The organism is Lysinibacillus sp. NPDC093712 (assembly GCF_050280025.1).
Taxonomy (GTDB): domain Bacteria; phylum Bacillota; class Bacilli; order Bacillales_A; family Planococcaceae; genus Lysinibacillus.
Map to the genome: position 1 here is coordinate 483542 of NZ_JBNNUU010000004.1, position 13463 is coordinate 497004.

9 protein-coding genes, 21 tRNA genes, 1 rRNA gene and 1 riboswitch are annotated in these 13463 nt (G+C 39.4%); of the genes, 3 read left to right on the plus strand and 28 right to left on the minus strand.

Annotation, left to right across the window (positions count from 1 at the left end; genetic code table 11):
- The first annotated feature begins 169 nt into the window (after positions 1-169).
- The gene (locus ACQKNX_RS17725; RefSeq protein WP_427430019.1) at positions 170-1288 is read left to right on the plus strand and encodes a class II histone deacetylase; all 1119 of its coding nucleotides are present in this window, start codon (positions 170-172) and stop codon (positions 1286-1288) included.
- A gap of 52 nt (positions 1289-1340) precedes the next feature.
- On the plus strand, positions 1341-2720 hold the full coding sequence (locus ACQKNX_RS17730) for a purine-cytosine permease family protein (protein WP_427430020.1): 1380 nt from the start codon (positions 1341-1343) through the stop codon (positions 2718-2720).
- An 80-nt stretch (positions 2721-2800) separates the two neighbouring features.
- Here the strand turns inward: ACQKNX_RS17730 and ACQKNX_RS17735 are convergent, their stop codons facing one another.
- From ACQKNX_RS17735 to ACQKNX_RS17755, 5 genes are all read right to left on the minus strand, one after another.
- Positions 2801-3490 carry an ABC transporter permease gene (locus tag ACQKNX_RS17735; protein ID WP_427430021.1) on the minus strand — a complete coding sequence of 230 codons (690 nt, stop codon included), beginning with the start codon at positions 3488-3490 and terminating at the stop codon, positions 2801-2803.
- Positions 3483-4406, minus strand: a complete 924-nt coding sequence (locus tag ACQKNX_RS17740) for an ABC transporter ATP-binding protein (protein WP_427430022.1) — start codon at positions 4404-4406, stop codon at positions 3483-3485. The genes ACQKNX_RS17735 and ACQKNX_RS17740 overlap by 8 nt, the downstream gene beginning before the upstream one ends.
- Before the next feature lie 138 nt (positions 4407-4544).
- On the minus strand, positions 4545-5480 hold the full coding sequence (locus ACQKNX_RS17745; protein ID WP_427430023.1) for a sensor histidine kinase: 936 nt from the start codon (positions 5478-5480) through the stop codon (positions 4545-4547).
- A 4-nt stretch (positions 5481-5484) separates the two neighbouring features.
- Complete coding sequence (locus tag ACQKNX_RS17750; protein WP_427430024.1) at positions 5485-6177, minus strand: response regulator transcription factor; 693 nt, start codon at positions 6175-6177, stop codon at positions 5485-5487.
- Positions 6178-6411: 234 nt separating this feature from the next.
- Positions 6412-7875, minus strand: coding sequence for an amino acid permease (locus ACQKNX_RS17755; RefSeq protein ID WP_427430025.1), 1464 nt, complete (start codon positions 7873-7875; stop codon positions 6412-6414).
- Between the two features lie 83 nt (positions 7876-7958).
- A riboswitch (Lysine riboswitch) is annotated at positions 7959-8134 on the minus strand.
- Positions 8135-8312: 178 nt separating this feature from the next.
- Here ACQKNX_RS17755 and ACQKNX_RS17760 point away from each other — a divergent pair.
- Entirely contained in the window at positions 8313-9518 is a 1206-nt protein-coding gene (locus ACQKNX_RS17760; protein WP_427430026.1) for a CynX/NimT family MFS transporter, read from the plus strand.
- A gap of 647 nt (positions 9519-10165) precedes the next feature.
- Here ACQKNX_RS17760 and ACQKNX_RS17765 read toward each other — a convergent pair.
- From ACQKNX_RS17765 to rrf, 23 genes are all read right to left on the minus strand, one after another.
- The gene (locus ACQKNX_RS17765; RefSeq protein WP_427430027.1) at positions 10166-11212 is read right to left on the minus strand and encodes a nitric oxide synthase oxygenase; all 1047 of its coding nucleotides are present in this window, start codon (positions 11210-11212) and stop codon (positions 10166-10168) included.
- A 220-nt stretch (positions 11213-11432) separates the two neighbouring features.
- A tRNA-Glu gene (locus ACQKNX_RS17770) sits at positions 11433-11504 on the minus strand.
- Position 11505: 1 nt separating this feature from the next.
- Positions 11506-11582 (minus strand) — tRNA-Asn (locus tag ACQKNX_RS17775).
- A gap of 12 nt (positions 11583-11594) precedes the next feature.
- A tRNA-Ile gene (locus ACQKNX_RS17780) sits at positions 11595-11668 on the minus strand.
- 4 nt (positions 11669-11672) lie between these two features.
- A tRNA-Gly gene (locus tag ACQKNX_RS17785) sits at positions 11673-11746 on the minus strand.
- 9 nt (positions 11747-11755) lie between these two features.
- A tRNA-Phe gene (locus tag ACQKNX_RS17790) sits at positions 11756-11828 on the minus strand.
- Positions 11829-11840: 12 nt separating this feature from the next.
- A tRNA-Ser gene (locus ACQKNX_RS17795) sits at positions 11841-11933 on the minus strand.
- Between the two features lie 15 nt (positions 11934-11948).
- Positions 11949-12024 (minus strand) — tRNA-Ala (locus ACQKNX_RS17800).
- Positions 12025-12036: 12 nt separating this feature from the next.
- Positions 12037-12113: transfer RNA gene (locus tag ACQKNX_RS17805), tRNA-Pro, on the minus strand.
- 23 nt (positions 12114-12136) lie between these two features.
- Positions 12137-12213, minus strand: a tRNA-Arg gene (locus tag ACQKNX_RS17810).
- A gap of 16 nt (positions 12214-12229) precedes the next feature.
- Positions 12230-12318: transfer RNA gene (locus tag ACQKNX_RS17815), tRNA-Leu, on the minus strand.
- 5 nt (positions 12319-12323) lie between these two features.
- Positions 12324-12398: transfer RNA gene (locus ACQKNX_RS17820), tRNA-Gly, on the minus strand.
- Between the two features lie 46 nt (positions 12399-12444).
- Positions 12445-12529, minus strand: a tRNA-Leu gene (locus tag ACQKNX_RS17825).
- Between the two features lie 8 nt (positions 12530-12537).
- A tRNA-Lys gene (locus ACQKNX_RS17830) sits at positions 12538-12610 on the minus strand.
- A gap of 17 nt (positions 12611-12627) precedes the next feature.
- Positions 12628-12702, minus strand: a tRNA-Gln gene (locus ACQKNX_RS17835).
- 11 nt (positions 12703-12713) lie between these two features.
- Positions 12714-12789: transfer RNA gene (locus ACQKNX_RS17840), tRNA-His, on the minus strand.
- Between the two features lie 36 nt (positions 12790-12825).
- Positions 12826-12899, minus strand: a tRNA-Trp gene (locus ACQKNX_RS17845).
- Positions 12900-12911: 12 nt separating this feature from the next.
- Positions 12912-12995, minus strand: a tRNA-Tyr gene (locus ACQKNX_RS17850).
- 6 nt (positions 12996-13001) lie between these two features.
- Positions 13002-13077: transfer RNA gene (locus tag ACQKNX_RS17855), tRNA-Thr, on the minus strand.
- A 12-nt stretch (positions 13078-13089) separates the two neighbouring features.
- Positions 13090-13162: transfer RNA gene (locus tag ACQKNX_RS17860), tRNA-Asp, on the minus strand.
- A gap of 6 nt (positions 13163-13168) precedes the next feature.
- Positions 13169-13243, minus strand: a tRNA-Met gene (locus tag ACQKNX_RS17865).
- A gap of 25 nt (positions 13244-13268) precedes the next feature.
- A tRNA-Val gene (locus ACQKNX_RS17870) sits at positions 13269-13344 on the minus strand.
- Between the two features lie 14 nt (positions 13345-13358).
- Positions 13359-13463 (minus strand): 5S ribosomal RNA (rrf, locus tag ACQKNX_RS17875); the annotation flags it as partial.

The following is a 13463-nucleotide window of genomic DNA, read 5'->3' on the forward strand; positions in this document are numbered from 1 at the left end:
ATGAACGAGATTCATTTAATTTTATCCCAAGGAAGATGACTGATATTCATTTTAAGAAAAAATCTCCCTCAACTAGTATTTTCATAACTGTAAGTACCATTTCCCACCTTGATAAGGGGTGTTACAAGGTGCAAATCGGTATTATTTTTTAAACAAAGGGGCGGAATTGATGATGAAAACAGGTTATATTTTTGACGAAAGTTATTTCTGGCACGACAACGGAAGCGGTACATTATATTTACCTTCGGGTGGTTACTTAGAAACAGATGTGTTTGTCGAACATCCTTCAACAAAGAGACGAATTAATAATTTACTTAATCGTTGTGGCCTAATGAAAGAATTAGAACAAATTGAGCCACGTTCTGCAACACGTGAGGAAATTGAAATGTTCCATACAAAGGACTATGTAGATAAAGTGAAGCATTTAAGCGATACAACTGGTGGCGATGCTGGAGATCATGCCATTGTTGGTAGAGGGTCTTATGAAATTGCTCTACTTTCAACTGGTGGCGCTTTAAAAGCTGTTGATGTTGTGATGAATGGTGAAGTCGATAATGTTTATGCATTAACTCGCCCACCTGGCCATCATGCAGAGGCTGCAAAAGGCATCGGCTTCTGTATTTTCAATAACGTTGCCATTTCTGCCAAATACGCAAAGCAAAAATACAATTTAGAAAGAGTTATGGTGTTAGATTGGGACGTTCACCATGGCAACGGAACAGAAAGTGCATTCTATGACACTGATGGTGTTTTATTCTTCTCAGTTCATCAGCATTTAAGTTTCCCTAATAATACAGGTTATGCAGAGAACGTAGGTGAGGCTGACGGAAAAGGATTTAACGTGAACATTCCGCTTCCACCAGGTACAGGAAATGCAGGCTATATTGAAGCATTTAAGTCTATTGTGGAGCCAATAGTGAGCGATTATAAACCAGAGCTAATCATTATTTCTGCTGGACAAGATCCGGGTATGTTCGATCCACTTGGACGTATGAACATGACTGCTGAAGGCTTTGCAGATTTAACGAAAATCATGATGACCTTAGCAAACAAGCATACAGATGGAAAAATCGTCTTTTGTCATGAAGGTGGTTACAGTAATGCTTATGTTCCATTTTGTACATTGCGCATTATTGAAGAATTATGTGGTGTGAAAAGTGATGTAGAAGATCCGTTCCAAGATTCCCAAGGGTATCCGGATTTTGTAAACGAAGTAGAAAAGAAAGCAATTAATGAAGTTATTTCAATTCAATCTGCTTACTGGCCATCATTAAAAGTAACTGTTTAAATTTAAAACACTATTATTATATTGAAAATAATTAATAAGAGGGAGGGTATCTATGAGCAATTCTATCGAGGAAATTAGTTATGAACATATTCCTTTAGAACAGCGTAATGGCACTGCTAAAGAGCTATTTTTCACATGGTTTGCCGCAAGTACAGTTTCTACAACACTTGTAACAGGATCTCTAGCTATCGTATTAGGGTTAAATTTTTGGTGGTCACTCGTTGCTATCCTATTAGGACATGGCATTGGAGCTGCAATTATGGCACTCCATTCTGCTACTGGTCCGAAAGCAGGTTTGCCACAAGTAGTACAAAGTAGAGCACAATTCGGATACTTCGGGGCTATCTTGCCTATGTTAATCATTCTCATCATGTATTTAGGCTACGGCGCAACAAATACCGTGTTAGTCGGACAAGGCATGCAGGAAACACTAGGCCTTAATATGAATGTAACGGTTATCGTAAGTCTTATTCCAATGGTGCTTCTAGCTATTTTTGGACAAGGCTTACTTCAAAAGTCGATGAAAATCTATACAATTGGCTTTACAGTGGTATTTATTATTTTATCTATTATGATTTTAGCGAATGTTTCAATGGATCTTTTAAATGCAGGTAATTTTTCTTTCAGCCAGTTTTTATTAATGACTTCCATTTGTGTAACATGGCAAATTACGTATGGTCCGTATGTATCTGACCATTCAAGATTTATCCATCCATCACAATCTAAGAAGGTATTTACTTATAGTTATCTTGGAAGCTTTGCAAGTTCAGTTTGGTTGATGGTTTTAGGAGCTGCCATTGCCACTATGGTTGTGAATGGTAATGTTATGGCACAAATTAAAGATATGGGCTCATTAGGTTTCATCATTGCATTACTGTTATCTCTTGGTGTCCTCGTTATTAACTCCTTAAATATTTATGGAGCAGGTATTATTATTTTATCGATTGCGAGTAACTTTCTAACGTTTAAAACATCTGCTAGATTGCGCACAATTACTTCCATAGCAATTGGTGTCATTATTGCCCTTATTGCCACTTGGAGCTCTAGCAATTTTATGGCTAATTTCCAATTATACTTAGGATTTATATTATTCTTTATCATTCCGTGGAGTATGATTACATTAACTGATTTTTATATTTTAAAGAGAGTACATTATCCTCCAGATGAGTTCAACAAAAAGGATGGCATTTTCGGGAAAATTAATATACCAACAATGATTATTTACTTGTTAACCATCTTTATTCAAATTCCATTTATTAATACGGAGTTATATGTGGGGCCTATCGCAAAAATGCTAGATGGATTGGATATTGCATGGATTGTTGGCGGTGCGGTTTCTTTCCTATTGTATATTAGCTTTGCTAAATTAACGGCACCTGCCAAGCTTTCTGTAGAAGTCTATGCAACGTCTAATGTACCTGAGAATAATTAATAAATAAGGTTCGTCAGGCTTCCCCAGGCCTTTTTGAAGCCCCTGTATGGTATTTTCATACAGGGGCTTTACTTATGTTATTAAACATCTACCTTTTCGATGTTGCGAATTGCTAAATAGGCAATAACTATACCTAGAATTGCTAATGTTATGGGGATTACGATAATATCATTCAAAGAAAATGTGCCTGTATTTGAAGAAACAACCATCACGATTAAAAGAGATGACAGTATTGTTGTTGGCACGGAGTATTTTTTCATACCAAAATACAATGGAATAAGGGCCATACCGGATGCCGCTACAGCATTCATTACTACTGAAGGAATGCGCTGCATAATCATTGCATTTGTCAAAGTATCTGGGATTAATTGAAAGTTCTCGCTAATCATAAGAAAAATTACTGTAATAAATATATTTGAAAAGATAATAGCGCTGAATGTAAATAAAATAACAATGGCAAGCTTTGCCGCGATTAGTTTTTTTCTATTTATAGGATACATAAATGCAGTTATTATTGTTTTATTTTTATATTCGCCAATAATAAGTTTTGCAATTAATGTAGCTGCAAAAATAATAAATACACATCTTACAAAAGAATCAATGACTGTCAAAGCGATAGGATAGTTTTCTAAACCAGCGTCACCTTCAATTTTTGAAATAACTAAAATCATAAACATAAAACCTAATATAGCGACATTGGCAATAATAGCAGCTGTCACATACGAGCCTAAATGGTTTTTTTTCATCTCTAAACGCATTAAATTAAGCATGGATGCCACCTCCATTAATTAATTTCAAGAAATAATCCTCTAAAGAACTTGTTTTCCTACTAATCTCTTCAATTTCAATATCATGTTCTATTAACGTTTTAGATAGTATTTTTTGTGACATGGACATATCGTATATTCGAATACAGCGCTCATCAATGCATTTAAAATTGGTGATGTGTAATTGACTATCTAAAATAAAGGCAGCCTTTTTTCCGTCACTGACAATTAGTTCAATAAAATCTGTTTGACTATGCCTTACATGTTCCATCGAAACTTCAGCAATTAACCTGCCATTATTAATGACCCCAATTGTATCAGCCATTTGCTCAATTTCAGCTAAAATATGACTGGAAACAATAATCGTAATGCCATATTCTTTACTTAACATTTTGAATAATTCTCTTAGCTCTCTTATACCAATTGGGTCAAGTCCATTAATAGGTTCATCTAAAATTAGTAACTCTGGTTTAGTCATTATCGCACGTGCAATACCTAAACGTTGTTTCATTCCTAACGAAAAATCCCTTACTCTTTTGCGATCCACATTTGTTAGCTTTACTAAATCAAGAACATGGCCGATTTCGTTTTTATCGTAATAGCCCATATATTCGCAATGTAATTCGAGGTTTTCTTGTGCTGTTAACTTTTCATAGAAAATGGGATATTCAATGATTGTACCCATTCTTTTTAGCATTTCGTACGATCGATCCGTTAATTTTTCACCGAAGATTTCAATATCCCCACTTGTCGATTTGGCCAGATTAGTTAACATTTTCATAATTGTTGTTTTCCCCGCTCCATTTGGACCCAAAAAACCATATATCTCTCCTCTCTTAACATGCATATTGACTGCGGAAACCACTTCGTTTCCATCATAAACCTTTGTAAGCTGATTTGTTTTCACAATATACGCCATTTAAACCTCTCCCTCATATGTGGCTTCCTTTATTATAAGAAGTAAAACTCTCTATTTTATTACTTGATTCTTACAAATTCCTTAAGAGTAGAAGAAAAGCCTCTAGAGCATTTTTAGCTCTACAGGCAGGGCTAGAGATTAGTACATCATTCTTTTTAATGAAACCGTAAAAACTGTCTTTTCATAAGGAATACTTTTCAGTTGGATTGTACCATTCATTATTTCTACAAGTCGCTTTGTTATCGTTAGACCTAGCCCACTACCTTGAAATGATTTATTTCTTGAGTCTTCAAGCGTATACATCCTTTCAAATACGCTGTCTATATGATATTCATCAATACCTTTCCCACAATCCCAGACATTAATATAAACATCGGTAGCGTCATTTCTTACTGTTAGCCCAATTACACGACCTTCAGCCCCGTAAGCAATCGCATTGGCGATTAAATTGTTCAATACTCTATCTAACGCATCCTCGTTGCCTAGAGCATAAATCGGAGTTTCTGGTATGTTAATGTCTATATGAAGGCCCACTGACATCACCATATCGTAAAATGACAAAATATTTTTTCGGCAAATTTCACTTACGTTTACTTTTGTTATTGGGTAGTCTGTATCGCCCGCTTCAATTTTTGCCAAATCAAAAAAAGTATAGATAAGCTGGAGTACTTCTTCCGTTTTTACATGGATACCTGAAAGTAAACGATTGCGTTCTGCATCGCTTGCCGAATGTTGTAGCTGCAACATTTCTGTATAGCCTAGCACAACTGTTAATGGCGTTTTTAAATCATGCGAAATATTGGCAAGCATCTTTTTCATTGAACTTTCCGTTTTTCGATGTTTGGCTAATATTTTGTGCGTATCATTCAGTAATGTATTTATAGTAGTAAGCAGTTGCTGTAGTTCTTGATTCGAAGTAGCAACTAAAATTTTCTCGTTTGATTGTTCGTTCATAATGGCTTGTAGTTTGGTGTGCATGTATCTGAGTGTAACGTTTTGCTCACGTTTTCTTTTCAACTGCAAAAGAATGATTGCTAAGAGAAAAAGAATAATGGTAGATAGAAATAATATCATACGCCTAGCCCTCTAATTTATAGCCAATTCCCCAAAGTGTTTTAATATGCTTTGGGTTGGAAGGGTCATCTTCAATTTTTTCTCGCAATCTTCTTATATGCACATTAATAATATTTTCATCACCATAATATTCATCATTCCAAATGAGTTGATAGATTTGTTGTTTAGTAAATACACGATTACGATTTGTAATAAATAGCTTTAAAATAGCGAATTCCTTTGAAGTTAGCTTCACCTGTTGTTGGTCCTTTTCAACTGAGAAATTAACGACATCAATCACCAAGTTACCGATAGTCAATGTCCCCTTCATTTCCTCCATCGGGCTTGAATATTGTGTGGCCCTTCTTATTGCAGCTTTCACACGCGCTGAAAATTCCAACATGGAAAATGGCTTTGCAATATAATCATCCGCTCCTAATCCAAGACCTAATGCTTTATCTACATCACTGTCTTTTGCCGACATCATAATAATAGGTAGCGCTTCTTTTTCTCGAATTATTTTTAACACTTCTAAGCCATCTAGTTTAGGCATCATAATATCCAAAATAACTAAATCAAACGTTTTACTTAAACAAATTTGCACTGCTTCTTCACCATTTGTAACGGATGTAACGGCAAAGCCCTCCATTGTTAAAAACTTGTCAACCATTTCTCTTATGGTCTCATCGTCTTCAACAAGTAATATATGTTTTTGCATGTTTAGGCACCTCTTTTCAATAAAGCATTATCTTTAATTCCCATCTGCTTGCACAGTTTTACATTTTTATCCTGTCTTTATATAGCTTACCATATGTTTTTTTAAAAGTGCCAGGCACTCAAACAATTCTCAAACAATTTACCAAGCTAAAATCAGTCTCCTGCGCCGCACACAACGGAAATCAACGGCAAATAAATAAAAGCTGCCCTATAATTAATAGGACAGCTTTTATTTCTATTTTTCTACTTTTAAATCACACTTTTGCAGTGGAATCATTTTCGTTTTATGTTTTATTTTATAGCCCAACCACAAGACGATAAACAGCGGTATACCAATATATGAAACAAGGACGCCGTACCAGTCAATTGAATCGCCTGTGAAAGCTGTGTAGTTTTGACCAATTACAACAATCATACACACTGTAAATGCAAAGAGTGGCCCGAATGGATATAGCTTTGCTTTATAAGGTAGTAATTTGGGATCTATGCCTTGTGCTTCAAAAGCTCTACGGAAGCGGTAATGACTAAAGGCAATACCAAGCCATGCAATAAAGCCTGACATCCCAGATGCGTTTAAAAGCCACATATAGACAACGCCATCACCAAAGAATGATGCTAAAAATGCCAAGCAACCTACTGCTAATGTCAACAGTAATGCGTAAATTGGAATTCCGCGACGGCTTAGCTTAGCGAAAATCTTAGGTGCATGTCCATCTACTGCTAATTGCCATAACATACGTGATGATGCATATAATCCAGAATTACCTGCAGACAACATCGCCGTTAAAATAATGCCATTCATTAATGAAGCAGCAAAGGCAATTCCTAAGCGGTCAAACACTAATGTGAATGGTGAAACAGCAATATCTTCAGACAGTAAACGAGCATCTGTAAATGGAATTAACATCCCAATTGCTGCAATGGCTAAAATGTAAAATAAAATAATACGCCAAAAGACAGACTTAACAGCCTTCGGAATATTTTTACCAGGATCATCAGTTTCCCCAGCAGTTATCCCTAACAGCTCTGTTCCTTGGAACGAGAAGCCTGCTGCTAGAAATATTCCGAATGTAGCAAGGAAGCCACCGTGGAATGGTCCATCACTTATAAAGAAATTCGTAAAGCCTACAGGAGCTTGCCCACCTAAAATACCAAAAATCATCAATAGGCTGACGATAATGAAAACAATAACAGTCACAACTTTTATCATTGCGAACCAATATTCACTTTCACCATAGCTTTTTACAGATAGTAAATTAAATGTTAGTACAATCGCAATAAATATGACTGTCCATAGTGCCGAAGAGCTGTCTGGGAACCAGTACTTCATTATAAGAGAAACTGCTGCAATTTCAGCGGCAATTGTAATCGCCCAGTTATACCAGTAGTTCCAGCCAAGCGCAAAGCCAAGCGCTGGATCTACAAATTTTGTTGCATACGTACTAAATGAACCTGATGAAGGCATATAAGCAGCCATTTCACCTAAGCTTGTCATTAAGAAGTACACCATAATGCCGATTAATGCGTAAGCAAGAAGTGCACCACCTGGTCCAGCCTGCGCTATAGCACCACCACTTGCAAGAAATAGCCCAGTTCCGATCGTACCGCCTAACGAAATCATTGTTATATGGCGGCTTTTTAATTCTTTTTTCAACTCTGGTGCTTTATGACCGAGCTGATTAGTTTTTATCTCACTCACGTTAAAGCTTCCTTCCTTTTCTAAGAGGCAAAAAAATGCCATCACATGAACGTTGTGATGGCTAAGTAAATCCTCTGTTTCTTAAAAATGATAGCACAACACGTTGTCCAACGTGACAGTTCTGTTCCTTTCGGAGACAGCCCCAGCATGAGGTTTTCAAGTCCCCTCACACTTCGGCAATATTTCCTTTCGGCTAACATCTTCAATGCTTGTCATTTCCATTAGCTTACTTATAAATACCGCGACCTCTACCTCAATACAAACATGAGGCATATAATTATTAAATTTATGATGTGTCTTAGTTTAACATACGACCTAAGACATTTCAATAAAACGATTAATGTTCTGTATTTTATGAATATTCTACTATTTTTATTGATGTGATAAAGTGTTATAGTGGTTCGAATTATAATTGTTCTATCAGGGAGGTACTTATTTTGACAACTAACGAGGAATCTACTTTTCCTAGCAGAAAGATTAACTGGAAGGGCACAACGCTCTTATTAGTCATCGGTGTAATTTTTCTTGCTTCGACTTTACGTATGCCATTAACGGTTGTAGGACCAATTATTTCCTTCATTCGTGAGGATCTCGGTATATCTAACGTACTTGCAGGCTTTCTAACAACAATTCCATTGCTTGCATTCGCGCTAGTGTCACCTATTGCCCCATTAGTTGCAAGAAAACTGGGTCTTGAATTAACACTATTTATATCAACGATTTTATTAGCGCTAGGAATTGTACTGCGCTCACTTGGAACTACTGGATTACTCGTATTTGGTACAATGATAATAGGTGTAGCTATTTCATTTGGCAACGTCCTAATTCCAGGGCTACTTAAAATGAAATTCCCTTATCATGTTGGATTACTGATGGCATTTTTCACAATGTCCATGAATTTAACAGCTGGAATTGGTGCTGGTATTAGTTATCCCATAGCCAATGCATCTCTTGGCTGGCAAGGTGCACTTGCAATCGCTCTAGCCCTTGTCGTAGTGACGATTTTTATTTGGATTCCACAATTAAAATTTAATAAGCCTGAACCAACTGTAGCCGCTACGAAAGAACGTATACCATTGTGGAAATCACCAGTTACTTGGGCAGTCACTGGCGCGATGGGTTTTCAATCATTATTATTTTATACAACCGCTGCTTGGATTCCTGAAATCTATATTGCACAAGGTATAGCCGCAGATCGTGCAGGTTGGATGTTTTCCATCATGCAAATTTCACAAGTACCTATGGCTTTAGCTGTACCGATTATCGCTAGTAAAATGACATCACAGCGACCCCTCGTTTTAATGTTTACTGCCTTTTATTTCATCGGCTTTACTGGCCTTGTCATGGAATGGACTAGTCTTGCTGTATTGTGGATGATATTGCTAGGCTTAGCAGGTGGTGCTTCATTTTCACTTGCAATGATGTTCTTTACACTTCGTACACGTACGGCATTTGAGGCAGCAGATTTATCTGGCTTTGCGCAATCATTAGGCTATTTATTAGCCGCAGTAGGTCCTATTTTATTTGGTTACTTACATGATTTATTTGGCGGCTGGGATACAGCTGGATGGCTGTTTGTTGTCGTTGCGGCATTACTATTCTTCTGTTCGTTTAGAGCTTCTAGAAATGAATATATAAATTAAAAAAAGGTAGCTCATCATACTATGAGCTGCCGAGCTTGTCGACAAAAGGGATTAAGAATAGAAATCTTAATCCCTTTTGTTATTTTTATTGTGAAAAATGGGTTCTTACTTTCGTCTTGCCATACTTTTCGAGCATCCCCTCTCTATGAAGCTGTTTGAAGCTGTTTGAAGTTGATTGGAGTGGAGGGCGGGCGACTCCGGCTCAGAACGCACAGTACGTAAGACGCAACAGATCGCGCGTTAGCGAGGGTTGCGGCTTACGTTGTGCCCGCGGAAATCAACGGCAGTAGACCTCTAAATTTGTTTAATGATTAAAGCAGACGACTATCATATATAATCATAAGTGCGATAATCGTACTGTATTTTCATTTTTTCCTTTGAAAGAGCGTGTTGACACTAGTTAATTGGAGCGGAGGACGGGCGACTCCTGCTGGAACAGCACAGTACGTAAGACGCAACAAACCGCGCGTTAGCGAGGGTTGCGGCTTACGTTGTGCCCGCGGAAAGCGCCCGCCCGTAGCGGAAATCAACGGCAGTAGTCATCCCTATATTAGTTTTAAATAAAAAAGGACTATAGACAAATTCGAAAAACTTCGAGTTTGTCTACAGTCTGGGCAGCTCATCATCTATGAGTTGCCTCTTTACGTTTAGTAATGCGGTTTCTGATAAAAATAATTTGGTGTATTATAAACATTGACATAAGGCTTATGAAAAATATGTGTCGTTGCAGGAGATAACGGCGGAATCAACCAAGTCCAGTTGCCTGTTAAGTCACGGCCTGCCTTCTGCTCAGCCTCTTCAAATAGCTTAAATTGCTGTGCAGCAGTATGATGATCGACTATACTTACACCATCTTCTTTAAAGGAATGCAGAACAGCAATATTTAATTCAACTAATGCACGATCACGCCAAAGCGATGCCTGCTTTGTTGTATCGAGACCAAAAATTTCAGCAATCTTCGGTAACATATTATAACGATCATGATCAGCTAAATTGCGTGCCCCAATTTCTGTTCCCATATACCAACCATTAAAAGGAGCGGCCTGAAAATCAATACCTGCCATTTGAAAGCGCATGCTTGAAATAATCGGCACCGCATACCATTTCAACGCTAGTTTCTCCACCTGCGGATGCTCAGGATGGCGAATTGCAACTTCCAATACATCTTCACGTGGAATTGTAAATAATTGAGGTTGACGATTATCCACCTGTATAACGAGTGGTAGTACATCAAATGCTGTTCCTTCACCCTGCCAACCTAATGATTCGCATACTTTTGTAAATGGCACAGAATGTGGGTCACCAACGATGCCAGCTTCTGTCTCATAGCCAGCATAACGTATAAGCTGATGATTCCAAATCTTTACTCTTCCAGATGCAAATACCGTTATTGTTGGGCGAATTTTACCACCATTTGTCGCATACCGAATATGATGCAGCAGCTTCTCAAATATTCCTTGCTCATGTAAAACATCGCGTGCATCCTCAACATGCAGTGAATGCCAAAACAATCTTCCGATACATTTATTACTATTACGCCAGGCTACCCGAGCGCCAAAAGTAAGCTCCTCTGTTGAAGGAATATATACTCCCTCTTTTTCAACTTGCTGTAATCTATTTGTTAGCCATTGGGCAGACTCATTTTGCTCCATTTGATAAAGTGTTAAAAAACGTTGTATCTCTTGTAGTTTCATGTCGTTTTCCTCCATCTAACCTCATATTAGATGAATAGAAATAAATTCACCACGAAAAAATCCATCAGAAAACATACATCTTTTATATATGAAATACTTTGTTCAAATTTAAACCGACAGTCGAAAATTCTTCATCAAAATTTTATAAGAACTAAGTAAATAACTTGAAAAATTACAAAGAAAAAGCACGTAGCAACAATGTGCTACATGCTTTACTAGATGACCCCTACGGGATTCGAACCCGTGTTACCGCCGTGAAAGGGCGGTGTCTTAACCGCTTGACCAAGGGGCCATGGCTCCGAAGGCAGGACTCGAACCTGCGACAACCTGATTAACAGTCAGGTGCTACTACCAACTGAGCTACTTCGGAAAAATTTTATAATGGGCCTAAATGGACTCGAACCATCGACCTCACGCTTATCAGGCGTGCGCTCTAACCAGCTGAGCTATAGGCCCTCTTTGGAGCGGGTGATGAGAATCGAACTCACGACATCAGCTTGGAAGGCTGAGGTTTTACCATTAAACTACACCCGCAAAAAAAGATGGGTCAGGACGGAATCGAACCGCCGACACTTAGAGCTTCAATCTAATGCTCTACCAACTGAGCTACTGACCCGGAAAAAGAAAATGGAGGAGGTAGAGGGATTCGAACCCCCGCGCGGTGTTACCCGCCTGTCGGTTTTCAAGACCGATCCCTTCAGCCAGACTTGGGTATACCTCCGGAAATAAATAAATATGGTGGAGCCTAGCGGGATCGAACCGCTGACCTCCTGCGTGCAAGGCAGGCGCTCTCCCAGCTGAGCTAAGGCCCCAATTTTAAAAGATGGTCGGAATGACAGGATTCGAACCTACGACCCCTTGGTCCCAAACCAAGTGCTCTACCAAGCTGAGCTACATTCCGTTACTGTCTATCTTATCTTTTTATGGCGCGCCCGGCAGGAGTCGAACCCACAACCTTCTGATCCGTAGTCAGACGCTCTATCCAATTGAGCTACGGGCGCTTAATTTTATTAAAAATGGTGCCGAGGGCCGGAATCGAACCGGCACGGTAGTCACCTACCGCAGGATTTTAAGTCCTGTGCGTCTGCCAGTTCCGCCACCCCGGCACATTTGGAGCGGAAGACGAGGTTCGAACTCGCGACCCCCACCTTGGCAAGGTGGTGTTCTACCACTGAACTACTTCCGCATGTGCATAAGATTATTTATCCTGGCAATTATGAAATTTAAATAAATGGTGCGGGTGAAGGGAGTCGAACCCCCACGCCTCGCGGCGCTAGATCCTAAGTCTAGTGCGTCTGCCAATTCCGCCACACCCGCAAATATGATGAGCCATGAAGGACTCGAACCTTCGACCCTCTGATTAAAAGTCAGATGCTCTACCAACTGAGCTAATGGCTCATATTATGAATAAAAAATGGCTGGGGTACCTGGATTCGAACCAGGGCATGACGGAATCAAAATCCGTTGCCTTACCGCTTGGCTATACCCCAATATTATTATATGGGGCGACTGATGGGAATCGAACCCACGAATGTCGGAACCACAATCCGATGCGTTAACCACTTCGCCACAACCGCCATATGAACTATAACAGTAGTTTAATCTAAAAAAATTGGCAGGGGCAGTAGGAATCGAACCCACACCAAAGGTTTTGGAGACCTCTATTCTACCGTTGAACTATGCCCCTATTAAATAAAACTGGTGGAGGGGGACGGATTCGAACCGCCGAACCCTAAGGAGCGGATTTACAGTCCGCCGCGTTTAGCCACTTCGCTACCCCTCCAAGGGCTGGTGCCGGCGATAGGAGTCGAACCCACGACCTACTGATTACAAGTCAGTTGCTCTACCAACTGAGCTACACCGGCATAAAAAAAAGACGGTCCCGACCGGGATCGAACCGGCGATCTCCTGCGTGACAGGCAGGCATGTTAACCGCTACACCACGGGACCATAATTTGGTTGCGGAGACAGGATTTGAACCTGTGACCTTCGGGTTATGAGCCCGACGAGCTACCACTGCTCCACCCCGCGACAATATTACTTTAAGTTTTTAAAATGGTGGAGGATGACGGGCTCGAACCGCCGACCCTCTGCTTGTAAGGCAGATGCTCTCCCAGCTGAGCTAATCCTCCACGTAAAAAAACAAGCGAAGCGACGTCCTACTCTCACAGGGGGAAGCCCCCAACTACCATCGGCGCTAAAGAGCTTAACTTCCGTGTTCGGTATGGGAACGGGTGTGACCTCTTTGCCA